Genomic DNA, 25,830 nt, shown 5'->3' on the forward strand with positions numbered 1-25,830 from the left:
TCAAAAAGTACCTGACTAAAATCGTAAAACACTTAAAAACAGTATATTGAAAAAATAAATACAATGTAAAAAGTACTTAAAAGAGATACTATCCACTCCTACATTATTATTTTTTTGGTATTTTCAGTGCTTATTAAGGTCGATCGATAGTTGCAATTTGACAAACAGAAGCCTCAAAGTCATCGCGATGACCGGCTGCTTTGTTACGTACCTTGGTCCTATAGTTATAAACTGTACGAAGGGAGTACCTCAGAAAGCTGGCAATCTTAACCGAGTCATCTATTCCTAAACGAATCAGAGCAAAGATACGCAGTTCCGTATTGAGCAGTTCGTTCTTCTTCGGATATATCTTCTCGTCCTCCTGAAGAAGGGCATTAAATTCATCAACAAAGGTTGGATAAAGGTTCAAAAAGATCCGATCAAAATTGATATAAAGTTGTTGTATCTCCCTTTCTTCCATCTGTGTCGATTTCAATTGCTCCCGAATTGCTTCCCACTGATGGTTGGATGCTTTTTTCAGCAATGCTTTTCGTATATCCTCCATTTTGTCGATATAGCTTGAACACATATCAAAAAATTGCGCAATATACTCTTCTTTAATGTGATTGGATTCGGAGAGTTTTAAATTCGTTTGATTGATTTCAGTGTTCAATGACCGCAACTGCTGATTGGTTCCCGACAGTTCGGATCTGATCCTGCGCAAGTGCTGTACTTGACGATATATCACAATCAAGCCAATAATTACACCGACCAATAAAATACTGACCACAACAACCAAGGCGATCAATTGCTTATTCTGGCTATTGATTTTCTGTTGGTATGCTGCGTTAATGATCGGGTAGGAAGAAGTACCTTCGATAATCCGATAACGTACTTTACACAGCATCGCGTCATCAATCGCCTTTTCAATATATCGAAAGGCACGATCAAAATCCTGTTTGTCATAATAAGTTAGTGCTAAATCATGAAATGACGCATTGTCTCGATTTGCCATCTCAATATCCGCACTTGCCGACACAGCCAGATAATAAAGTTGATCGGCCGTATTTTTTTCATATTTATAGATCAGGCTAATAAAATAGGACAATAGGGCGCGCTGCTCCAAGTCTTTCTGACTTTCCGTCCAGAGCTTGAAAAATTGCTTTTTTGCATCTTCCCGACTGCCATTAAATAAGGTCTTTATTGCAATGGTCGTCCGATATTCCAATGAAGATTTCGGTAAAACCTGTAATAGTGAATCGCGATAACGTTCACTCGCCTGATAATATTCCTGTCGGTTGTTACTTTGTCCGTAATGACTATAAAATGAGCTATAGGTATCGTAATATTTGGCTAAAAGTTTGTTACCAAGGCCCGCGGGACTAATCTCATGCAACAATTTTGACGCTTCAATATAACGTCCAATCGTCGAATAAACCCAGGCTAAATCTAGCTGAATAACGGTATGCAGTGAATCATTGTTGGCCGGAGCTAATTTTTGGCAAAGCGTGATATAGGTAAGTGCGGCATCGGAATCGAATTTTTTGTAGTTCTCAAAAATTTCATAATTCTTCTGAAAAAAAAGGTTCTGATCAGCTTCAAGTGATTTTGCTTCCTGCTTTAGTTTATCCAATTTATCTTCCCTATTCTTAACGTACATCTTCTGATTTTCCATTAGATATTCTAACCTTTGAAAAATCTTTGTACTATCCGAATAGTTCTGAGCAGATAGTATAAAACTTAAATGAAATAGAAAAATGAAAACAAAAATGCGCTGCAACATAATAAAGCCAGGTTCAACATAGTCAAAGCTAAACTACATAAAAATAACAATAAAAAAGAGGACATCTCACGACGGCCTCTTTCCCTGACCCGATTAAGGATCTAAGAATTAACAAGTTAATTCTTTATCGCATGAAAAATAGTTTTCCTAATTAGCTGTACATTTGGTTTATTTCCATCCTCCGCCCAAAGCTTTGTAAAGTAAAATCTGGTTCAGGGTATTTTCTTTCTCCAGTTCGACTTTTCCGATCTGGGCCTCCAAGGATTCTTTTTGTGCCGTAACGACGTCCAACGATGTCACCCGCCCAGCAATAAATAATTCTTGTGCGGCTTCAATGGATAGATCCAATGCCTTTACATGCTCATCCACAAACTTTCGCCGTTTGCTGATCGCTTCTTGGGTCATGATAACATTAGATACTTCATTATAGGCGTTTACAACAGATTTCTCATAGTCTAAAAAAGCAATTCCATAATCAGCCTTTGCAATTTCATACTGCGTCTTCAATTGTCTTTGATTCAATATAGGCAATGTAATGCCACCAAATAAATTATAGGCAATGGACTTGTCCAGATTAAACAACTTGTTGAAACTGAAACTCTGCAAACCGACAAAAGGGCTAATAGCTACCGAAGGCAAAAAAGCAAGCCGAGATGCTTCCTGGCTGTTTGACGAGGCCATCATCTTCAGATAGGCTGTTTTGATATCCGGACGCTGGTTGACCAGATCATCTGGTGTACCAAAGGCCATTGCATGATAGAGATTGGTGTTCTCAACGTATGCACTGCGCTCGATAGGCTGATAATATCGTCCTAGCAATCCGTTGATATGATGTTCCCAAAGTGCAATCTCCTGACTCAATTTTTCTTGAGCAGATTTTGAATTTGCCAATAGCGCCTTGAATTGTTGAACAGACAGCTCGGTAGCATAACCGGCATCTTTCTTTACTTCCACCACTTCAAGGGCATTGGTATGTAGTTCAATATTACGGTTATATACCTTAATCTTTTGATCTAAGGCCATCAACTCATAATAGGCTGTTGCGATATTAGATACCAATTCGGTTTCCAATAAGCGTCTCCCTTCCTGCTCGGCCAAAAAACCAAAATAAGCAGCTTGCTTCTGGCTTTTTAATTTACCCCATAGATCAATTTCCCACGAAGAACGAAGTCCAATAAAATAATCAGGAATAAATGGTTCAGGCAGTTTTTCATCGCTTTTCAGGTTATCGGAGAAATTCGAATCATAATTACCGATACCAGATTCTGTGTAATGCCCATATTTACGTATTCCCCCTTCAACTGCTGCTTCAACCGTGGGGCCTAATGCGGCCTTCCGCTGTTTAAAATAAGCTTGCGCCGACTCTAGCCGTAAGATCGATTGACGAATATCAATATTATGCTGTAAAGCGGAATCAATCAATGCGACTAAAAGCGGATCCTTAAAGATCTCCCGCCAGGACCGATTACCCACATTTACGCTATCAAGAGCTGCTCGTTCTGAAAAGGCTGTCGGTATGACAATTTTTTCAGGTTGCGCCGCCTTCTTGGGAACGGAACAGCTACCAAAAAGAATAAGTGCAGCAATCACCAATGAGGTCTGTTTTATGACCTGTTTCTTATTCTCTTTTTTCGAGAATAAGATGACCAGTCCCGGAATAACAATCACACCCAATATCGTCCCGATAAGCATCCCTCCGACCGCAGCTGTACCAATACTTCGATTTCCCAAAGCTCCGGCACCACTAGCCATCATCAATGGGATCAATCCGGCGATAAAGGCAAAAGAAGTCATTAAAATAGGGCGTAAACGAGCAACAGCCCCTTCAATTGAAGCCGTTACGATATCCATTCCTTGCTTATATTTTAAATTGGCATATTCGACAATTAGAATGGCATTTTTGCCCAAAAGACCGATCAGCATGACTAAGGCTACCTGCGCATAAATATTGTTTTCCAAACCAAAGACTTTCAGAAAGATAAAGGCCCCAAAAATTCCGGCTGGTAAACAGAGTAGAACCGGTAATGGCAATAAAAAGCTTTCATACTGGGCACACAATAACAGGTAAACAAATAGTAGACAGAGCGCAAAAATATACAGGGCCTGATTTCCTGAAATCTTTTGTTCACGGGTCATCCCCGACCATTCAATGCTATAACCTTGTGGCAAAGATGAAGCGATCTTTTCCACTTCTTCGATGGCCTGTCCCGAACTGAATCCTGGAGATGACTGACCAGTAATCATCGCCGAACTAAACATATTGTATCGTGTAATCTGTTCAGGACCATAAATACGTTCCATGGAAATAAAGGCATTGTAGGGTACCATTTCACCTGTTTCATTCTTGACATATAGGCGGAGTACATCTTCAGGTCGCTGGCGGTACTCTGGTCCCGCCTGTACCATCACCTTATACATTTGGCCGTAACGGATAAAATTTGTGGCATAGAGACTACCCATCAACGTCTGCAAGGTATTCATCGCATTTTCAACAGAAATACCCTTCTTTGCGGCCATATCGTAATCCACCTTCAGCATGTATTGCGGGAAGTTAACGTCAAAGCTGGAGTTGATGTCCTGAATAACTTCACTTTTTTCCATATCCCCCATAAACTTTTCCAGTACCTCAGCAGTTTTGCTGAGATCTTCGTTACCACTACGGTCCAACAGGCGCAGTTCAAATCCGGAAGAGTTACCAAAACCAGGTACCGTCGGCGGTGGAAAAAAATCAATCTGTCCATCAACAAAGTCCTTTGTTTTCTCACGCAGTTCTTTGATCACATCATCCACCGTCTGGTTACGTTCTTTCCAAGGCTTAAGATTGATCATCCCCATACCATAAGAAGCCCCGGAGACTTCGGTAACGATACTATATCCCGATAAAGTTGAAACGGTTTCAACAATATCCAGTTTGCGCGCCACAGAGTCAACCTTATCCAATACGCGCTCAGTACGATCTACTGTCGCACCGGGAGGAGTCGTTACGGAGACATAGATCATCCCTTGATCTTCCGTTGGAATAAAGCCCGAAGGTAATATTGCACTACTTCCCCAAGTTGCTACAAAGAACCCAGCTAAGAGCAGCAGCGTAAGCCCACGTCTGGCACTTGTTTTTACTAAGATTCCTTTGTATCCAAAAGCTGTACGGTCGTAGAGCGCATTGAAATGTTTAAAGAATCGGTCTAACCAATTATTGGACGGCTTGCGGTCATGTGGCGACCGGAGAAAAAGCGCACATAGCGCTGGTGTCAATGTCAAGGCATTAATACCTGAAATCACGATAGCCGCCGCCAGAGTTAGTGAAAACTGTCTATAAAATATCCCCACTGGCCCCGACAGAAAAGCAACAGGAACAAACACTGCTGACATCACCAAGGTGATTGCCACGACCGCACCCCCAACTTCTTTCATAGCTTCCAAAGTCGCTTCCATAGGCTGCAAATGTTCTTCTTCCATTTTAGCGTAAACTGCCTCCACGACCACAATCCCATTGTCGACCACAATTCCGATCGCCAATACTAGTGCAAATAATGTAAGTAAGTTGATGGAGAAGCCCAACATCTGCATGAAAAATAGAGCTCCGATCAGACAGACCGGTACGGCTAAAATCGGGATAACTGTCGCTCGAAAATCCTGTAAAAAGATAAACACGACAATGAATACCAATAGAAATGCTTCCAATAGCGTCTTTATCACCGACGAAATAGACGCATCCAGAAAACGGGACACGTCATAGCCCATGGTATAGGTCATACCGGCTGGGAACGAGGTCTGCTTCAATTCCGCCATGCGATCTTTTACCCGTTGAATCACTTCCTGTGCGTTTGATCCGGGAAGCTGTTTTAGCATAATAGAGGCCGATGGCCGACCATCGGTCTTGGAGACCATTTCATAATCCAGGGAACCAAACTCGACATCAGCCACATCCTTGATACGAATAATGGAACCGTTGGAATTCGCACGAATAGGCACATTCGCATATTCGTCAATTTCTGTAAATTTTCCAGGGTAACGCAAAACGTACTGCTGCATATTTCGCATCTTGTCGGAACTTATCCCAGTTTGTCCGGGCGCTGCTTCAATATTTTGTTTGCGCAAAGCCGCCACCACATCCTCCGCAGAGATATTATAGGCGGCCATACGATCCGGTTTTACCCATACACGCATCGCATAGTCACGCATACCCATAATCTGGGCTAAACCGACCCCCTCGATACGTTTTAATTCCTTCAGGATATTAATATCGGCGAAGTTATAAATAAAACGTTCGTCAGCAGTTTCATCGTCAGTGAACACATTCAGATACATCAACATCGAGTTGACTTCTTTCTCTGTCGTTACCCCAGCTTTAATGACCTCTTCGGGCAACTCATCGAGTACTGTCGTTACCCTATTTTGTACGTTTACCGCAGCAATATCTGGGTCCGTTCCCACTTCAAAGAAAATCTGGATCACCGTGCTTCCGTTATTGGTCGACACGGAGTTCATATAAGTCATCCCTGCAACACCATTGATTGCTTTTTCTAGTGGGATAGCCACCGCATTGGTACTTACCTCCGCATTTGCCCCCGTATAATTGGCATTCACCACCACCGAAGGCGGAACAATATCCGGGAACTGCGTAATCGGTAATGTAAATAAGGCCAGTAATCCCAAGAGGGTAATAAAAACCGATATGACCAGTGATAATATAGGTCTTTTTATAAATGTTTCAAACATAATTTATCCTCCGCTACAGCTTCCTCAATTTTGGATTAATCTTCATTCCATTACGCAAATTTTGCACACCCTCATAGACCACTTTAACATTTGGATCAAGACCACCTTCTACTATATAATAATGTCCCACACGAGGCCCAGCAATAAAGGGTGTCATCTTGACCGTACTATCCGCTTGCATGGTATAGACATATGTTTTATCCTGTATTTCAAATACTGATTTTTGATGTACAAATGCATGCTCTCCAGTTTCCATTGGCACAGCAATCTTGCCGGTTGCCCCATGTTTTAAGATATGCTCTGCATTGGGAAATTGTACACGGAGTGAAATTGATCCTGTATTTGCTTCAAATTCACTTTCTACAATATGAGCAACGCCTTCATGTGGATATAAGACCCCATTAGCCAAGATCAATTTTACAGTTTTACGCGTTTCTTTACCATTCATTTTATCCTGCATCATCGTCAGGTATTCTCGTTCAGAAATATCAAAATACACATTGACCTGGCTTAAATCCGAAATCGTTGTGATAAGGCTTCCTTCTGTCAGTAGTGATCCCTCCTTTAATAAAATCCGATCTATCCGACCATCAAATGGAGCCTGGATCACCGTGTAATCCAATCTTGTCTGAGCTTGATTAACTAAAGCACGCGCTTCCTCAATTTTGGAATTGGCGGCCTTTAATTGAATTTTCAATAGATTATATTCCGAAGGACTCACAATATTTTTATCCACCAATTTCTGGGTTCTTTCCATCTCAAGCTTAATTTTTTGCGCTTCAGCAATGGAGTTATCATATTGCGCTTTCGCCTTGGCGAGTTCCGAACGATATTCTTCGTTATTGTATCTGAACAACACTTGACCTTTCTTTACCCGAGCCCCTTCGTCCACAAAGATTTTATCCAAAAAACCGTTCAGTTTGGACCGGATCTCTACATTTTTCAAAGCCTGAATATCTGCAATATATTCCTGGTAGACTGTTGTATCCATTACAATCAAGGGTGTAACGGGGATATTTTTAATTTCTTCTTTTTGCTCGGCATTCGCATTGGAGGAGCGACAGGAAGCCAGCATCCCTACCGTACCCAATAATAGGCACAGCGCAAGTAATTTCTTCATAAAAACGATAAAAAATAAAATGTTAAACTAGATGGGAGCTACAATAATATTGCATAACAACGCAAGGAAGCTACTGCCTTGTGACATCATTAACAAAAGTTAAAAAGCAGTAGATTTTATAGACTCCGATAGAAAAGTAAAAGGGAAATACCTAGAAAGGCCGGAATCTATACAAGAACTCATAATATCCCGGTCGACAGAGTGTCTTTGACCGATAAAAAGGATGCACCTTATCCTTCGAAAAGCACAACGCAGTAAATACAATCCCAAAAACAAATATAAAGATGGATAGTACCTGACTATTGACAGAAAATATACGATAGTCGTCCTGCAATAATACCTTCTCTTCTTGTGAGGTTTGAATAGGGTCTAAATTCAATACATCGTCCAAGAAATACTCCACGATCGTTTCTCCGGCATGCAAAACCTGTCCTGTCGCTGATGAGAAGGACTCATACGTCAAGAGATTGAGATACGCAAAGAGTGTTAGAAGATGGAATAATTTACCTAACATATCGAATTTTCGAATCACAAAGGTATGGTTTTAAACTGCTAAGATTATTTTATTAATGTAAAAAAACCATGACAGCGATGGGATTTGTCATCATGGTTTTTAAATATTTACATTTTATCGGATCAATATATACATTATCAATTGATCTTTAAAGCCTGTTATTCACTGAAGCTTCATTTAACGTTTTTCATTACTGAACGAATAGGGTGCATCTTCTCTCTTGATACCTCTATTTTTATTCGGTTCTGCGCTCATCTTGAAATTCAGATTTGCACCACCCAATAAGTCTGAATAACGGATATAGTTTTTATCATAAGTTTTTCCATTCCAGGAAAGTTGATCCACATAGACCTGATCTACTCCCTGTTGCGCTGCATGGATACGTATTTCTTTACCATTTTCGAGTTTCAAGGTTACTTTATCAAACTGAGGCGAACCGATCACATATTCTCCCGAACCCGGGGATACAGGATAAAATCCCAGTGATGAAAAAACATACCAAGCCGAGGTCTGTCCATTATCCTCATCTCCACAGTAACCATCTGGCGTCGGGAGATATAGTTTATCCATGATCTTACGAACCCAGTATTGTGCCTTCCATGGTTCTGCCGCATAATTATAGAGATAAGGCATATGCTGTATAGGCTGATTACCATGTGCATACTGCCCCATATTCATCACTTGCATTTCGCGCATCTCATGGATCATGCTACGGCTTTTCATTCCTTCATAACTCGGGATAATAAACACGGTATCCAACATAGCAACAAAAGATTTATTTCCGCCCATCAAATCAATTAGCCCTTGGGGATCATGAAATACACAAAAGCTCCAATGCCAGGCATTACCTTCCGTATACTCCCGAGACCAAGCACTAGGATCAAAATTGTCCACAAAAGAGCCATCCGATTTTTTGCCCCGCATCAACTTTGTCGTGGGATCAAAAAGATTTTTATAATTCATCGCACGTTGCGCATAAATGGCTGTTTCGGATTTTGGTTTCCCCAGCGTCTTTCCAAATTCATAAATACACCAATCGTTATAAGCGTATTCCAGTGACCTTGCCACATTCTGATCTACCTTTACATCTGCTGGAATGTATCCCAATTTGTTATAATATTCATGGCCAAAGCGTCCGGTAGAGGAATGTTTGGGATAAGCGTTATGGGCTCCATGTTTTAGGGCCTCCCAAAGCACCTCTTTATCATAACCTTTTCGATCGGTTATCAGGGCATCTGTTACTATTGAAGCAGAATTATTACCGATCATAGATGCACGGTGTCCGGGTGACGCCCATTCTGGTAAATAGCCACTTTCCTTGTAAGCATTTACCAAACCAGCCTGCATACGGTCGTTCATCGACGGGTACAATAAATTTAAAAGTGGGAACAAGCTTCTGAATGTGTCCCAAAAACCTGTATCCGTAAACATCTCACCAGGCAAAACCTGTCCATTGTAGGGACTATAATGGATTCTTTTTCCAGAAGCATCAATTTCCGAGAAATCCCGTGGAAATAATGTCGAACGGTAAAGGCAGGAATAAAAAGTACGCAGGCGATCAATATTATTGTCTTCAATTTGGACACGGCCTAACACTTCATTCCATTGCTCCTTGCCTTCCATGGCAACCTGTTCAAATGTTTTGGACTTTACTTCGTTCAGATTAAGCGCTGCCTGTTCAAAACTGATGAAGGAAGATGCAACTTTGGCCACTACTTTCTCTCCCCTTTTTAACGAAGGGAAACCTACGATCGCCCCAGCGTGATCATCCCGAACTTCCAGCTGATTGTCTTTAATATTACCATTCGTTACACCGGCTTTGTAGGAAAAAGGCCGATCGAAAGTAATGACAAAGTAATTCTTAAAATTGTCCGGAACACCACCGCTATTTTTTGTCGAATAGCCAATAATTTTATTTTCTTGAGGTATCACCTTGATGTAAGATCCTTTATCAAATGCATCGATAATAACGTAGGCGTTGTCTGTTTTTGGAAAAGTAAATTGAAAAACAGCCGCGCGCTGTGAAGGTGTAAGTTCTGTAGTCACATCATGGTCTGCCAGATAAACACTATAATAATAAGGTTTCACAATTTCGGCCTTATGCGAGAACCAGCTCGCGCGTTTTTCCTGATCAAACTGTGGTTTACCCGTCATGGGCATCAAAGAAAATTGGCCATAATCATTATTCCAGGGACTAGGCTGATGTGTTTGCTTAAATCCTTTGATTTTATCAGCAGTATATGTATATACCCACCCATCGCCCATATTGCCTGTTTGCGGGGTCCAAAAATTCATTCCCCAGGGACGTGCAATGGCAGGATAGGTATTTCCGTTAGACAACTCATATTTAGATTCTGTACCTATGAGCGGGTTTACAAAGTCTACTGGCGAGGATTGCTGTGCCATACTCACCTGAGCTGCGAAAAGAAAAAGGATAGCGCCTGTTAATTTTTTAATATTGAACATGATATTGATCTGGTTGGTGCTGTCTGAAAAACAGCCTACAAGCTAAAACGTATTAGTAAATATAATTAAGAATTTTAAATATAAGCAAATAAAGCCCTGTTTTTCACAAGATGGTTACAAAGAAACTCCCACTTCCAAACCTTGCTTGAATGTGAGAGTTTCCTTATGGACATATTACCATCCGGGATTTTGCCCCAAGGTAGGTGATTTTTGAAGTTCAGAATTCAAAATAGGAAATAAATAATGGGTAGGGGTATTAAAAACCCTACTCTCTACAAAAAAACGTTCCATTCGATACTTTTTGTCACCAATTTGAATTTTACCATTTACATCTTCAATCGGACGCATCCCATTGATCATATTTTGAAGCTTAGGATATGAGCTATTGTTATTCTTCCAATAATTAATACTCCGCTCACTATTGGTGGTTCCCGCTGCAGTAAAAGTTTGATATTTTGCCTTTTCTACTGTACTGCTGGGTTCTAGGTATAACCTGCTATCAAAAGCCCTTTTATTCTCATAAAAAAACTCCACTCTTCGTTCACGATAGATATATTCACGCATTAAATTTTTGTTCGAAAGCGTACTCAATGGCATTGGTGCCATGAATGATCGCGACCGAACTTGATTTATCAAATTATAAATTTCTTGCGTTGGTCCGTCTATTTCATTGACCGCCTCGGCATAAATATAAATAAAGTCCGGTAACCTCCATACAGGCGGAGCACTGATAGTCACACTACCGTTTTTATTCCAAGCCTCTTGCAGAAATTTTCTCAAATAATATCCTGTCCGAGTTGCATTATTGGCTCCGATTTGATCCGCTCCGCTTGCTACATTGGTTTGAGAAGGGTTATTATTTCCCCCTCTAAAAGTAGCGCCATGAAATATAATATCCCGATAGAATCGTGGATCTCTCTTTACTGATGTGTAAGGGCTTCCGTCATCGTAGCCATCTTGTTTCGCTTGTTCGCTATACACTGGATAGCCAAAACCATTAGGGGAAATGTACTCATATTCATCAACTTGTTCCTGAACCGGCATTTGACGGGCTCCTCCGCCCCTGCTGGGTGGATAGACATCTCCAAACCACCCCTCTCCTTTATACCTGGTAAAAAACAAGACATACTCGTTCTTAAATGCTTCCATATCATAAAACATCTGCCAGAGTCGAGTATAAACGGTCGAATTACTTGTATTTTGTCCACCGCTATCCCCAAAGTCCGTATTTGAGTATTTTTGGTACAGACTATAACGTTTCCCTCCGGCTACTGTAAAATCTAAGACCGCCTTTGCAGCTTCTTTGGCTTTTACCCAACGCTGTGTGTTACTGCTTGCATATTCTGACTCAAATTTACGACTCCCAGTATATCCTTTTTCACCTGCTCCATTCCAAAGTGGGGTAGCAGCTAACCACCGTGCTTCTGCTATCAAGCCTAGACATGCACCTTTATCAATCCGACCAAAATTTTGTCCCTCCCACTTTTCCGGAACAGCATTATAGGCTAAAGTCGCGTCAGCCACAATTTTTTCTATAACCATATGCACTGATTCCCGTTCAAAATTCATGTTCTCTGTTGCAGTAATGACATGATCGATATAGGGAACTTCACCATAAATTCGAACAGCCATTAAATGGAAATAAGCTCTTAAGAAATAAATTTCCCCTACGCGCATAGGTAGCGATCCCGGCTCCAAAATATCGTCGGGTGTATTATATTTTTTTATACCCTCCAAAATAACATTTGTACGCCTGATACCGTCATACATACTATTCCAGAATTGTCCATTATCTCCCGGCAGTTCATTAATATTCCAGTCCCCAGTATTATATCTATTTGTAATATTTCCTTCTACCGTAGAGCCCTCTGCTTCATCTGTGATGGCAGCACTTGAAAAATGATAAAACCATGAAATAGGCTGATTCACATTCTTTGCTTTGTTATAAACGTCTGTAACAAGCTGATTTACTTTCTCATAACGCGTAAACACTTCATCTTCTCTTAATTGATCATCTGGTAATTTGTCCAAATATTTGTTACAGCCTGTCATCATCAATATGACAATACCCATTATAGAAAAAATTATATTTCTCATTTTAAACATATTCATAACGATTAAAAATTAAGATTTATCCCAAAATTGTAGACTTTTAAGATGGGGTACCAATATCCACTTGCATTACCCATCTCAGGATCTATACTCAAATCTTTGAGGCCTGACCAAGTAAAGAGATTCATTCCTTGCGCATATATACGCAACTGATTTAAACCAATTCTTTTGATAAGGTCTTTAGGTAAGTTGTACCCGATTTCAATATTTTTAAGCCTTAAATATTTTGCGTCATATAAGAATAAACTACTATTACTATTTTTGTTGTTTTCCGAATTACCGATATGTAACGCGGGATAAGTTGCTGTTTCAGCTGTTTCCGTCGTCCAACGGCCCATATGTATCGGTCTTACAGACCCCAGTTTATCCTGGTCAAAGGTTGGAAAATCCCATACTGCAGCATCTTTCAATAAGATAGATGAATTCAATGCCCCTTGAAATAAAAGACTGAAATCAAACCCCTTATATTGCAATGTGATAGGTAATCCAAACTGAATCTCTGGGCTTCGTGGATTTCCCATAACGGTACGATCCCCCAAGTCGGTAATTTTACCATCGCCGTTCAAGTCTTTGTAGACGACATCTCCAGGCCCTACAATTCCCCATGGTTGAAACTGGTTTTGATTCAGCTTATCTGCTTCTGCCTGATCTTTAACAAAATGATCAAAAACATAGACAAAATTTTCATATAATCTTTTACCGGTCGCCTGCCTATAATCATATTGACGGGGAACTTCCTGTCTATAAACTAATTTATTCCGCGAAAAGGTGAAATTCGGTTTTACAAAAAATCTAAAATTATCTCCTATCATATCTGAATAGCTCATTTCGATATCTACTCCTCGATTGCGTACCTTTCCAATATTAATAAGTGGAGACCCTTTGCCCACTACACTCGGAAAGCCAATATCATCATTCCCCAGCTCAGTAATAATATCGTAACGATAATCCTCAAATACATCGATACTGAAATTCATCTTATTCTTTAAAAAACCCATATCGAGACCAATATTGGTTTTACGGGATTTTTCCCAGGTTATATTCTCGTTTGCCAGACGCCCCTCGCGTAATCCACTTTGGCCATTGTTAAAATTCTGCTCGCCAAAACTGTATCCATCTCCGCCTTGGAAAAATGCCAAATAGCCGAATCTCGCATCACCAGGCATCTTATCATTGCCAACAAGTCCCACTGAAGCCCTCAATTTAAGAAAGCTAAGCCAGTCCTTAGTGTGATCCATAAATTTTTCCTTGCTAACCACCCAGCCCAGCGCACCAGCCGGAAAAAAACCATAACGTTTGCCCTCAATAAAGTTCTCAGATCCATTGTAGCCGAAATTAAATTCCGCTAGATACTTCTCAAGATAATTATAGGTAAATTGTCCTGTCATTCCCTGATAGCGGATATCCACACTTGCCCTTGAGTTTCCCGCATCATATACTGACTGGCTTGAACGGTTAAATAATAACATACCGGTAACACTATGCTTTTCATTGAATAAGCGATTGTAATTGATTTTTCCTTGAATAAAAGTCCTATTGAACGGACTACTTTGTGTAAATGAATTTCCAACAGTTTGATCTACGGTATATTTGTTACCATTGGTATAGGTACCACTATAATATTCCGGGTTCATGAAAGTATCTATCCCACCACTAGGTTGAAAAGTTGCATAGTTCGGGTAAACACGATAGCCTTCACTATATGTCCCCAATTCTCTTCTAACCCACTGCTGTTCTTTGGCATCATAAGAAAATACCCCGTCAACAGAAAGTCCTTTGGTGATAAAGTCCATATTCCAACCTACAGCAAAGCTTCCTTCCAAATAGGTGTTTTTTTCGGTGTGGTATCCCGATCTGGTCAATTCGCCTAATACATTAAACCGGTAAATCTGATTACCAAACAATAAACCTGATGGATTATTTAACAAATAATTCTGTGTTGACGACTGGCTATTAGGTTCTAGGACAATGGGCAAATAGGGGGGTTGGGTCATCGCCAATGTCATTAATCGTGATGCCGAAGTTCCCGGAGACGTACGATTTGTGATACGTGCCCCTAGGTTTAACTTAACCCACAGGTTTTTCGTAATATTGACATCGATATTTGATCTAAAATTGTACCGTTGGAATTTCGGAGCCACACTATATTTAGACAGGTCAACGTGATCATAATTATTGTCCTGCCCCATGTACCCCCCCATTACAAAGTACTTCGCAACCTCGTTTCCTCCACGGATCGATAGGTTATATTCGTGTTGGGGAGCAGTTCTAAAAATGTAATCAAAATAGTCCCAATTATATCCCAGGCCATCAGAGTTATCACCCTTTGCTCTTCTAAATTTATCGATAGCATCCTGACTAAAGAGTTTCAGATTATCAATATTACCGCCGGATAGTTTTGCGTCATTTACCAAAGCTTCGTTATAAAGTGTCGCATAATCCGCAGATCCCAGTAGTTCTGGCAATTGTGCAGGCGCATTCAAACCATAAGAGGCCTTAAAATCCACTGTCGCTTTGTCAGCTGACTGTCCTCGTTTTGTCGTGACGACAATTACACCGTTTGCCCCACGGATACCATATGGTGCTGTCGCAGCTGCATCTTTCAAGATAGAAACAGTTTCAATTTCGTCAGGAGCTAAATAGCTCATGTCTCGTTCGATACCATCAACAATGATAATAGGCGACTGATTACCATAGGTAGATTTGCCTCGAATAAATAATTCAGACCGATCCACGCCCGGTTCACCACCAGCATATTGGTTGACAACCAGCCCTGGAAGCCTACCAGCCAGCATATTATTGATATTTGCAGCTGGACTCTGCACGAGGTCCTTTGTCGTAATTGTAGCTACGGCTCCTACAACATTTCGTTTTTTCTGAGTCGTATAGCCTACAACAACAACATCTTCAAGTGCTTTAACATCTTCGACCAGACTGACTTGTATGACGGATCGTCCTTCGAGTGCAATTTGTTGCGGCTGAAATCCGATATACGAAAATGTTAACGTGGCCTCTTTATAAGGCACTTCGATACGGTATTTACCAGCAACATCTGTTTTGGTAGATTTACCGCTTCCTTTTACGACAATACTAACTCCTTGCATGGTTTTCCCAGTCGAACTATTTACAACTGTTCCTTCAATGACAATACCTTCTTGTCGGAAATAAATTGGACTGGATTCGGTCTTTAATTCAGCTTGAAGATAAGATGTGCTGCACACTGACAGCGTAACAAATAATGGAATTACCTTTCTTTTCATAAATTTACTCCGGGTTTACTAAAACAACAATTGGTTGACGGATTACTGTACACCAAACAGGCTAGATATCGTTTTAAGAAAGACCAGCACCAGCACACTAATTCGTTTTAGTAAAAGTAAACAGAAAGGAAAAGGAAAGTTGTTAATCGATTGTTAATGACAATTCTCGTTACTCACTTCTAGAATAAATCCAACCTTATAGACTGTTTTTATTGCTACATATCGCGACCTTTTCAGCATTTTTCTAATCTTACAGATAAATACATCTAAGCTTCGTCCTAGGAAATAGTCGTTTTCTCCCCACAAAGCCATGAGTATTTCTTCACGCCGTAAAACCACGTTTGGTTTATTCGCTAGGAAAGTCCAAAGTTCAAATTCCCGAGGAGAAACAACTTGTTTGGATTTATCACCAAATTCTATCGTATAGAGCTGATCATTGAGCTTAATATCCCCTACATTGATTGGCCGTTGAGAGACCAGAGTATGCTTAACGGTATAATTCTGAAGCTTGAGTGCTAATTCTTCAACATCAAAAGGTTTAGTTATAAAATCATTGCCACCAAGACGCAGCCCTCGTAATTTGTCTGTTTTCGAGAGCCTAGCGGTAAGGAAGAGTACAAATTGTTTTTTATTTAGTTTTGAAATATATTCTACAAACTGAAAACCATCCCAGTTCGGCAATTGGATATCCACAATAAGAATATCAAATTTATCCGTGCGATAGCGGGTTATACCCTGTTCTGCCGATACTGCATGGACAACCTCAAATCCACAGCCCGAAAGATAGTCAATTAGCATGGCTGCCAAATCAAGATCGTCTTCAATCAATAATATATGGCCATATTTTAACATATTTACATATTCATAGTGTTGGTATATAAATAATAAACTTCGTCCCCTGTCCTACAGTCGATTTTACTTCTATCTTCCATCCATGAATACGGATAACTTCATGAACAAAAAATAATCCGAGCCCCAGACCATCGCTCGAAGAATGTAATTTCCCTCGATATCCTTTGGTAAAAATATGCGGAAGTTGGTTCTCGGCAATACCTATTCCATTATCCTGAACAATCAGCAAAAGTTCATTTGCAGCGGAATATTTCAAATGAATATGAATATGTTTCAATTTTTCATTGTTATACTTCAAACCATTTTCCACTAGGTTATTCAACATTGTAACAAACATAAACGGATGCACAAGTACTTTTACCGGTGAAACCTTCTTGTCTATTAGGATGTAAATTTTCGTATATTCCGAAGTTAAAATTACAATATCTTGCCCGAATTGATCTATCAGTACTGAAAGATACCGTTGCTCCAAAATGACCTTTTCCTGATTAAAAACACTTAGATCTATCGCTTTGTTAACAAGCCTATCCAGTCTTTTTATCTGTCGTCCCATTGTTTCAAGTATAGGCGAAATTTTCACTTTTTCTTCATCAGATACTTTCACCGCTATGTTGGATAGGGCAATACGTATTGTTGTCAATGGTGTATTGAATTCATGCGTAACATTATTGATGAAATCAGAAGCCATCTCGGCCATACGTTTCTGTTTCATCCAGTTATTGTAGGTTACCCAATAAAGTCCCACAATTCCGGTAATACAGCAGCCGGATAATAACAATAGCGGAAAAATAGATTTTATTACAGAGTATTTAGTGTTTATGTTACCTACGTATAAAGTAAATGCAACACGATTGGACATCTTATTATTAGCAGCGATGGCCATTGCCGAAACCAAGTTGTCTTTTTCAATGAAATTTGGTTCACCACCAATCCGAATAAAATAATTCTTGGAAAAATCAATTATTGGAATAAAATTCTTGGCATCAAAGGTTACTGATACATCCTTCAATACGAGCGCATAACCAAAATCCTTGCCTAAATGAGTCTCCGCTCGAATCACTTCAAATAAACTGTCTATTGTAGGATTATTCTGAAGCTTGGACAGCAATTGTCCAGCAATACTATCCCTTAATTCATCAAAAGCCTTCCTGTCCTCCTGATGATAGTATTTCAAGCGATTCATATGAGGCATTAAGGTCGAGTCAACAAGCTTTTGTCCCCCAGGAAACATCTTATCATTCAAGATATACCTGTTATACACGACCTTAATATCCTGTTTCTCTTTCTGAAATAGGTGACTACGTTTTATCTCATATGATTGCACGAGCATGAGGTATTGCAAGATCAAAAATAAAAATAAGCAACAGATAGCTATCGTTTTATATACGCCTGATCGCTTCATTTTTTATCCGTGTACCTAATCTCTCTATTTATTTGGTTTGTTACTCATCGTATAGATTAATTCTCCACCATTCATCAAACTCGCATAGGATAATTTTAGATTATCCAGCACTTTACCGTTCCATGTTACGGATTTGACGTACACATTCTTTTCAGACTGATTACGCGCAGTAATGGAGATGCGTTTGCCATTTTCTAGATTGACATTCGCAGATTTCACCAATGGGCTACCGATCCAATAGGCATCCTCACCGGGTGCCACAGGGTAAAATCCCAGTGCAGTAAACAAGTACCAAGCTGACATTTGTCCACAGTCATCGTTTCCACCTAAACCAGCGTGCCCATTGTGATATTGATTCCGTATAATCTGGCGCAATCTTGCCTGCGCCTTCCAAGGGCTTTGGGTAATATTATACAGATAAGCCACATGATGGGATGGTTCATTTCCATGGACATAATTGCCAATAATACCATCCCGTGTTATATCTTCGGTATGCTCAAAATATTTATCCGGCAGTTCCATCGTAAATAACGAATCCAAGTAGGTCTCCAGCTTCTTTTTACCGCCCATAAGTTCCATCATCTCCTTAGGTTGATGCGGCACATATAGACTATAGTTCCACGAATTCCCTTCAATAAATCCCTGTCCATGTGTATCTAGGACATCAAACTGTTCCTTAAACTTTCCTTGGGAGTTTTTTGGCCGCATAAAACCAATTGTCGGGTCATAAAGTGCTCGCCAACTTTCGGCCCGTTTTGAAAAAGTCTGATAGATATCTTCTTTACCCAGCTTCTTTGCCAATTGCGCAATGCACCAATCATCATAAGCATATTCGAGTGTATTGGATACCGAAGTACCTGACACATCATCCGGGACATATCCTTTATCGATATAGGCGCCAATTCCTTCATAATTACGGGCGTTTGCCGTTTGTACACAAGCCCTTAAAGCAGCTTCCGGATCGCCTTTATAGACACCTTTTAATATCGCGTCAACAATGACGGATACGGAATGATAACCGCTCATACACCAATTGTCGTTTGCATAATGCGACCAAATGGGCAGCATTTTCAATACACTCTGATCGTAATGTGCCATCATTGAAGCGACAATGTCTGAATTGCGGGAAGGATTAATTAAGTTCAGCAGCGGATGGAATGCCCTAAACGTATCCCAGAGCGAAAACGAGGTGTAGTTCGTAAATCCCTTAGCCCGATGTATCTCCTGATCCAGTCCCTTATATTCACCATTCTGATCCATATAAATGGTAGGCATTAGACTGGCATGATACATGGCCGTGTAAAAGTTAACCAAGTCTTCCTTGTTTAACATATCCACTTCAATCTTCTGAAGTTCTTTTTCCCAAGCCGATTGCCCTCTACGCACGTAGCCGTCAAAATCCCAGTTCGGTGCTTCCGCTTCCATATTGCTGAGTGCATTTTTCATACTTACAGGGCTTAATGCAACTTTCATCTGGATGGATTCTTGCGCTTTGGTATCGAAATCCAAATGCAACTTGATGTTGTGAGCCGCCAGATCCGGGAAATTATGCTGCTGGTCAAACTTGCGCCAAAAACCATTGTATACGGACTTACCATCTTCATATTTCGCACCATAGTTTTTGAAAGGTTTGGACGTCTTTATCGCAAAATATACGGTACGTGTCCGGGACCATCCATTGGTTTGGCGGTAGCCTACTAAAGTTGAGTCATTTAAAACTTTGACAACCGTCCAGACATTTTTACCATCGTAGTTATAAATTCCAGCCGTTAAATCCACGACAAGATGCGACGCATCAGATTGCGGAAAGGTATAACGATGGATCCCCACACGAGTTGTCGTCGTCAATTCGGCCTTAATCTGATGTTTGTCTAACAAAACACTGTAATAGTTTGGCTCCGCCCGTTCATTTGCATGTGAATAAGGCGACCTATATCCTTCCTGCGGTTTATCCGCTGTTCCCGGATTGAGCTGTACCTTACCTTGAGTTGGCATGATCAAAATATCGCCAAGATCAGAATGGCCGGTACCACTAAAATGGGTATGGCTAAAACCCACAATTGTTGGGTCGCCGTACTGGTAGCCGGCGCAGTACTTATACACGTCGCCATTGTATTGTCCATTTACGGCATACGATAACGTATCTGTATCCGGACTGAGCTGCACTGCCCCAAAAGGAACTGTCGCACCGGGGAAAGTATGGCCCATCCGTGCCGTTCCTATAAGCGGTTTGACATATTGAATTAATTTGGTTTCCTGTGCCCTTAAAAAATAAGGAATACATAGTAAACCGACACAAACTAAACTTCTTACGTTCATCACTTCAGGATTAGATCTTAGGGCTTTGACTATAAGCACTCCATAACTCGTCAATCGTCTTGCCGGTCTGTGCTTTCCAGAAATCATCGGTATATGTTTTATTTCGCATTGCTCCGTCCAATTTTTTAACAAAATCTTTTTTTACATTTTTGTTAATCCAATAAAGGAATCGTGCCGTCGTACGATATGAATCCGTATATTTTTGTTTCTCTGTATAGTCCGGCAATTTCCAATTTGCACCAGCGTTGTCTATTCCTTCGTCAAACCGAACGAAATCTGCTATTCCCTCGGTAATCCACCAAGGGCCGGCTCCATCTGGATAAGCCTGAACAATGTGCATGACTTCATGCGTTACGACATCTATATCGCCCGGATTTTTTGCAAACCACTCCGGACTGTAGCGGACAATTCCACCTGCTGTAGCCGCTACACCCTTATAATCGGGGTCAATGACAAAGGATACCTTTTTTATGGTCTTGTTATTATATTTCTTTGCCAGCTTGGGGTAATTAGTAAAATACGCCGCCACCAATCTATCCTTTAAGGCTGGACTAAACCCCTTGTCTTTATTAATCCAGATCAAGGTGTATCCATTTTTGGTAATGCTATCAACATCCACCGCTGCCTTACGGTCATTTTCGGTATGTTGCCAATTATCCTGTGCCGAAACTGAAAAAGAATACAGCAGACCGACGATGGCCAATGCTTGTTTCAAAAAATTAAAGTTCATAATTAGAGTTATAATTTGCTTATTTTTTCTTCTTTGATTTAGTTGAATTCACATCCCCCTTCAATTCATTCGTCATCGAATATGGAGCCGCGCTTAAGGTAGCCCCTCTATTATAGTTCGGTTTAGCGGCCATATCAAAATTCAGATTTCCACCTTCATGAAGAGCCTTGTGACTCAACCAGTTTTTACCATAATTTGTTCCGTTAAACTGCAAAGTATTCACATAAACATTTTCACCGGAATTCTTAGGCGCATCTATGGTCAATGTCTTGCCATTTTCAAAAGTTAGTATAGCTTTCTTAAATAATGGAGCCCCAAGCACATATTCATCTGTCGCTGGACAAACGGGATAAAAACCTAAAGCCGAAAACACATACCATGCCGATGTTTGACCATTATCCTCGTCACCACAATAACCGTCAGGAGTCGGCTTGTACATCCTGTCCATGACCTGGCGAACCCAATATTGTGTTTTCCAAGGTTGGCCGGCGTAGTTATACAAGTATGGCATATGCTGGATTGGCTGATTACCATGTGCATATTGGCCCATATTGGCAACCTGCATCTCCCGGATTTCGTGGATAATACCACCATAATAACTATCATCAAAATCTGGAGCTTGGACAAATACAGAATCCAACATATTGACAAAAGTTTTTTCGCCACCCATTAAATTGATCAGTCCTTGCACATCGTGGAAAACACTCCAGGAGTAATGCCAGCTATTGCCCTCCGTAAATGCATCTCCCCATTTCAATGGATTGAAAGGAGTTTGGAATTTACCATCCTTATTTTTACCACGCATCAGATTGGTGGAAGGATCGAATAAGTTCTTATAATTCTGAGCTCGCTTAGCATATAAGTCAATTTCGGCCTTAGGACGATTTAATGCTTTTGCAAATTGGTATATGGTGAAGTCATCATAAGCATATTCTAATGTACGGGCAGCATTTTCATTGATTTTAACGTCATAAGGAACATAACCCAGGCTATTGTAATATTCAACACCTTTTCGCCCGACAGCAGTCATTGGTCCCTCATTATTTGCACCATGTTGCAAGGCTTCATACAATTTGTTGATATCATAACCACGCAGACCTTTCATATAAGCATCCGAAACGACCGAAGCGGAGTTGTTACCAACCATGATGTCAGCATATCCCGGGCTGCTCCATTCAGGTAGAAATCCACCTTCAAGATAAGCATTGAGCAGTCCTTCTTGCATTTCTTTATTGATCGATGGGTACATAAAGTTTAAGAAAGGATACAAGGCTCTGAATGTGTCCCAAAAACCTGTCCCGCCGAACAAGTATCCCGGAAGCGTCTTACCGTTATATGGGCTATAATGTACAGGCTGACCTTTTGCATCAATCTCATATAATTTGTTCGGGAAAAATAACGTCCGGTACATAGTCGAGTAAAATGTACGCAATTGATCGATATCATCTCCTTCTACCTTAATTTTACCTAAGGTTGTATTCCAAATCTGGCGACCATCCTCTTTAATTTGATCAAAAGACTTATTGCCGAGTTCGTTTAAGTTCAACAGCGCCTGTTCAGCACTGATAAAAGAGGATGCAACTTTGACTTGAACAGGTTTTGATTTATCCTTGACTTTAAAACCAACAATAGCACCGGTATGGTCACCTTTAATTTGCAGCTGTCCATCTTTCTTTTGCTTTCCTTCCCAAGTCGCAACACTGGCAAAAGGCTGATCGAAGACAAGTACAAAATAATTCTTAAAATTTTCAGGTAAAGGTCCACGCGCATATTTCGAAGAATAGCCAATAATCATATTTTTTTCCGGGATGATCTGCACCTCTGAACCTTTTTCATAAGCATCCAACACGATATAGGCATCATCCGTTTTATTGAAAGAGATTCGAAACATCGCCGCACGTTCAGTTGGCGTCATCTCAGCTGTTACATCGTGATCTGCCAAATAAACGGAATAATAATAAGGCTTCACAATTTCTGCTTTATGCGAAAACCAACTCGCACGTTCGTCCTGATCAAAAACCGGTTTTCCCGTCACCGGCATAATCGAGAAAACACCATAGTCGTTCATCCAGGGAGATGGCTGATGAGTCTGCTTCAATCCGCGGATTTTATCAGCTGTATATTGATACTGCCAACCATCACCATTTTTGCCTGTCTGTGGCGTCCACATATTCATCCCCCATGGCCTCGCTATGGAAGGGTAAGTATTCCCGTTGGAAAGCTCAAATTTGGATTCTGTACCCATCAAAGGATTCACCAGATCCACAGCTTCCATTTGCTGTCCTCTAAACTTCTGAGCCAAAACCGGTTTTGCGCAAAACAAACCCAAGGACAATAATGACCCTAAAAAAACACTTAATGATTTCTTCATTATTTAGGATATATATAAATATTTCTACTAAAACGTATTAGTAAAGATATAAAAAAGATTATTAAATCAAAATAAACGCTATGTTTCCGAAGCGGAGGTCTTAAGATTTTTACAATAGGGCTTTACTTTCTTTGGGGCAAACCCAAAGCGAATTCGCGCTTCAGCTATTCGACTATCTTTTAATCAAGTCGGTCGAAATTACGTATTCTTTAGGACTGGAAACCCCTCGGTCTATTTCTTTTAACAGGACTTTCACACAGGTTTTTGCCAAAGGCTCCAAAGGTTGCCGGATACAGGAGATCTTAGGATTCAAAAGATCAAACAATTCATGATCATCAAAAGAAAACAATGGGAAATCAAAATTCTTTCCTTCCTCTGTCCGAAGCGATTTCAGACCAAGGATACACAGGTAATTGGTGGTAAAAAATAAACCATCCAATTCTATATTTTTTGCCACCCAGTTCTGTAAGGTTGTCATACCCTTCTGCCGCAGGTTCTGATAGGGCAAATGTAATATCCGTGCTTGCATCCCCGTTTCTTCACAAAATTGCAAATAGGCATTTTTACGCGCAAGCATCTGAGGTTGATCCGAATCAATTGTGACTAATCCAAAGTTTTCACATCCAATCGACTGCAAATGTGAACAAGCCTTCAAGCTGCTGTCCCCATTGTCAATATGGACATAATGTGTGGCTACTTCTGGCGAATTTCGGTCAAAAACGACTAAAGGGACTTTATGTTCCAATATCTTTCGCTGGTGTTCTTCCAGATCTACAGTAGGTGCCAGGAGGATGCCTTCGACTTTCTTTTCAAGCATAAAATCAATGATATCCTGCGCATTTTGGGGATCCCCTAATGTACTGCTGTATAGAACGTGGTAATCTTTCTTGCGCAAAAGCTCTTCCACATATAGCGCAAAAGGACCGAAAAACGAATCACCGATATTTTCGACAATCAGTCCGATTGTATTCGAACGGCCTGTGGCGAGGCTCTTTGCCAATGAATTAGGTTTGTACCCAACTTTCTTGACATAGTCCAGTACACGTTTCTCAAGCTCTTTGCTAATACGAGCCTGCTCCGCTTTATGATTAATCACCAACGAAACGGTGGATTTGGATACATTGAGTTCCTGTGCAATTTCTTTAATAGATTTGGCCATAAGAGCATTTCATAAAATTAGGTGAAATTAGAAAATAAAAGAAGAATAAACTCTTATTGAGGCAAATGAATATCAACACAATCGTTTGCGTGAATTAACTGAATACTTTTTTGTTGTTCCCGCTACCTTGCGCAATAACAAATAGCCTTTTTATGATAACAACATTTTAAGTTAGCTAAAGTAGCTTCACTGTCATACGATAACAATACCTAATCTATACTTCAAACCTACTGGAAGCCTATTTCGCCTATGACGAGTTATTGGTTAATTCCTATTAAAAAATATAAATTTTTGTTGAATTTTAATAAAAATACAAAAATGAACACAAAAAACAGCACTACTTTACCAATCTTGTAATGAGAATGTTAATTTTTTTTTAAATTTACTGGCGACTAGCTCCTTATGAAAAACACTGGATCATATCACTACCAAGATCTCCTCCCCCTTGTACAGCAAGGGGATCAGCGTGCTTTTTCGGCATTATATGATTTATTTGCCCCCGATCTTACTTCTTTTATTGCAAAAAAGATCAGCAGCCGCGAAGTAGCCGAAGATATCCTGCATGACCTCTTTATTTCCGTATGGAAAAATAGAGCGTTAATTGAAAAAATAGAGTCTCTTCCAGCATATCTATTTAGTTCTTGCCGGTATTTAGTCCTTGCCCATTACCGCAAAGAGATGAAACTAAAGATTACCCAAAACGTTGAACATCTTGAGTTTGCAGATCAATCCATAAACATCGAAGATCGACTCTATTACCGTTATATTATCGATATAGTTGCCAAAGAAGTAGAAAATCTTCCTCATAAATGTCGGGAAGTATTCAAATTGAGCAGGGAATATTATATGAGTAACAAAGAGATTGCTATAAAATTGGAAATCAGCGAATCCACGGTGGAAAAACATATTAACAAAGCCATCCGACATCTACGTACAGCAACAAGCCATCTTTTCCACTTTATTTTATTCTTTTAGTTATCAGTAATCGTCGATTTCAATAAAAAATTTTTTTTTTACTTTCTGAGTAGAAGCTCCTCTTCATTT

The 25,830-nt window shown here is 40.2% G+C and carries 14 protein-coding genes; 1 reads left to right on the forward strand and 13 read right to left on the reverse strand.

Translation table 11 applies throughout. The annotated features are described in order from the left end of the window. Positions 1–133: 133 nt before the first annotated feature. From DCO56_RS24615 to DCO56_RS24675, 13 genes are all read right to left on the reverse strand, one after another. Positions 134–1,654 carry a DUF6377 domain-containing protein gene (locus tag DCO56_RS24615; RefSeq protein WP_146191132.1) on the reverse strand — a complete coding sequence of 507 codons (1,521 nt, stop codon included), beginning with the start codon at positions 1,652–1,654 and terminating at the stop codon, positions 134–136. Between the two features lie 276 nt (positions 1,655–1,930). After that, positions 1,931–6,481 carry an efflux RND transporter permease subunit gene (locus tag DCO56_RS24620; protein WP_108636336.1) on the reverse strand — a complete coding sequence of 1,517 codons (4,551 nt, stop codon included), beginning with the start codon at positions 6,479–6,481 and terminating at the stop codon, positions 1,931–1,933. 13 nt (positions 6,482–6,494) lie between these two features. Beyond that, positions 6,495–7,601, reverse strand: a complete 1,107-nt coding sequence (locus tag DCO56_RS24625) for an efflux RND transporter periplasmic adaptor subunit (RefSeq protein WP_108636337.1) — start codon at positions 7,599–7,601, stop codon at positions 6,495–6,497. Positions 7,602–7,752: 151 nt separating this feature from the next. Further along, a complete protein-coding gene (locus tag DCO56_RS24630; protein WP_165305418.1) occupies positions 7,753–8,133 on the reverse strand; it encodes a hypothetical protein in 381 nt (126 codons plus the stop codon). A 159-nt stretch (positions 8,134–8,292) separates the two neighbouring features. Further along, on the reverse strand, positions 8,293–10,581 hold the full coding sequence (locus DCO56_RS24635) for a GH92 family glycosyl hydrolase (RefSeq protein WP_108636339.1): 2,289 nt from the start codon (positions 10,579–10,581) through the stop codon (positions 8,293–8,295). 174 nt (positions 10,582–10,755) lie between these two features. Further along, the gene (locus tag DCO56_RS24640) at positions 10,756–12,678 is read right to left on the reverse strand and encodes a RagB/SusD family nutrient uptake outer membrane protein (RefSeq protein WP_108636395.1); all 1,923 of its coding nucleotides are present in this window, start codon (positions 12,676–12,678) and stop codon (positions 10,756–10,758) included. A 20-nt stretch (positions 12,679–12,698) separates the two neighbouring features. Continuing rightward, on the reverse strand, positions 12,699–15,953 hold the full coding sequence (locus tag DCO56_RS24645) for a SusC/RagA family TonB-linked outer membrane protein (RefSeq protein ID WP_108636340.1): 3,255 nt from the start codon (positions 15,951–15,953) through the stop codon (positions 12,699–12,701). 153 nt (positions 15,954–16,106) lie between these two features. After that, the gene (locus DCO56_RS24650; protein WP_108636341.1) at positions 16,107–16,805 is read right to left on the reverse strand and encodes a response regulator transcription factor; all 699 of its coding nucleotides are present in this window, start codon (positions 16,803–16,805) and stop codon (positions 16,107–16,109) included. A 10-nt stretch (positions 16,806–16,815) separates the two neighbouring features. Continuing rightward, positions 16,816–18,207 carry a sensor histidine kinase gene (locus DCO56_RS24655; RefSeq protein ID WP_108636342.1) on the reverse strand — a complete coding sequence of 464 codons (1,392 nt, stop codon included), beginning with the start codon at positions 18,205–18,207 and terminating at the stop codon, positions 16,816–16,818. A 24-nt stretch (positions 18,208–18,231) separates the two neighbouring features. Then, on the reverse strand, positions 18,232–20,526 hold the full coding sequence (locus tag DCO56_RS24660) for a GH92 family glycosyl hydrolase (RefSeq protein ID WP_108636343.1): 2,295 nt from the start codon (positions 20,524–20,526) through the stop codon (positions 18,232–18,234). A gap of 10 nt (positions 20,527–20,536) precedes the next feature. After that, positions 20,537–21,256: a basic secretory protein-like protein gene (locus DCO56_RS24665; RefSeq protein WP_108636344.1), complete on the reverse strand. Its 720-nt coding sequence runs from the start codon at positions 21,254–21,256 to the stop codon at positions 20,537–20,539. A 19-nt stretch (positions 21,257–21,275) separates the two neighbouring features. Then, positions 21,276–23,627, reverse strand: coding sequence for a GH92 family glycosyl hydrolase (locus DCO56_RS24670; protein WP_108636345.1), 2,352 nt, complete (start codon positions 23,625–23,627; stop codon positions 21,276–21,278). A gap of 172 nt (positions 23,628–23,799) precedes the next feature. Beyond that, a complete protein-coding gene (locus DCO56_RS24675) occupies positions 23,800–24,786 on the reverse strand; it encodes a LacI family DNA-binding transcriptional regulator (RefSeq protein ID WP_108636346.1) in 987 nt (328 codons plus the stop codon). Between the two features lie 402 nt (positions 24,787–25,188). Between DCO56_RS24675 and DCO56_RS24680 the strand changes: the two genes are divergently transcribed. After that, entirely contained in the window at positions 25,189–25,761 is a 573-nt protein-coding gene (locus tag DCO56_RS24680; protein ID WP_108636347.1) for an RNA polymerase sigma factor, read from the forward strand. Positions 25,762–25,830: the final 69 nt, after the last annotated feature.

This window comes from Sphingobacterium athyrii, from assembly GCF_003071065.1.
GTDB lineage: Bacteria > Bacteroidota > Bacteroidia > Sphingobacteriales > Sphingobacteriaceae > Sphingobacterium > Sphingobacterium athyrii.

Bases quoted from the DNA above. Each gene is read 5' to 3' on its own strand.
- DCO56_RS24665 (WP_108636344.1), bottom strand. From the start codon at position 21,256: ATGAACTTTAATTTTTTGAAACAAGCATTGGCCATCGTCGGTCTGCTG.
- DCO56_RS24655 (WP_108636342.1), bottom strand. From the start codon at position 18,207: ATGAAGCGATCAGGCGTATATAAAACGATAGCTATCTGTTGCTTATTT.
- DCO56_RS24635 (WP_108636339.1), bottom strand. From the start codon at position 10,581: ATGTTCAATATTAAAAAATTAACAGGCGCTATCCTTTTTCTTTTCGCA.
- DCO56_RS24670 (WP_108636345.1), bottom strand. From the start codon at position 23,627: ATGAAGAAATCATTAAGTGTTTTTTTAGGGTCATTATTGTCCTTGGGT.
- DCO56_RS24680 (WP_108636347.1), top strand. From the start codon at position 25,189: ATGAAAAACACTGGATCATATCACTACCAAGATCTCCTCCCCCTTGTA.
- DCO56_RS24660 (WP_108636343.1), bottom strand. From the start codon at position 20,526: ATGAACGTAAGAAGTTTAGTTTGTGTCGGTTTACTATGTATTCCTTAT.
- DCO56_RS24675 (WP_108636346.1), bottom strand. From the start codon at position 24,786: ATGGCCAAATCTATTAAAGAAATTGCACAGGAACTCAATGTATCCAAA.
- DCO56_RS24650 (WP_108636341.1), bottom strand. From the start codon at position 16,805: ATGTTAAAATATGGCCATATATTATTGATTGAAGACGATCTTGATTTG.
- DCO56_RS24645 (WP_108636340.1), bottom strand. From the start codon at position 15,953: ATGAAAAGAAAGGTAATTCCATTATTTGTTACGCTGTCAGTGTGCAGC.
- DCO56_RS24640 (WP_108636395.1), bottom strand. From the start codon at position 12,678: ATGAGAAATATAATTTTTTCTATAATGGGTATTGTCATATTGATGATG.
- DCO56_RS24615 (WP_146191132.1), bottom strand. From the start codon at position 1,654: ATGGAAAATCAGAAGATGTACGTTAAGAATAGGGAAGATAAATTGGAT.
- DCO56_RS24625 (WP_108636337.1), bottom strand. From the start codon at position 7,601: ATGAAGAAATTACTTGCGCTGTGCCTATTATTGGGTACGGTAGGGATG.
- DCO56_RS24620 (WP_108636336.1), bottom strand. From the start codon at position 6,481: ATGTTTGAAACATTTATAAAAAGACCTATATTATCACTGGTCATATCG.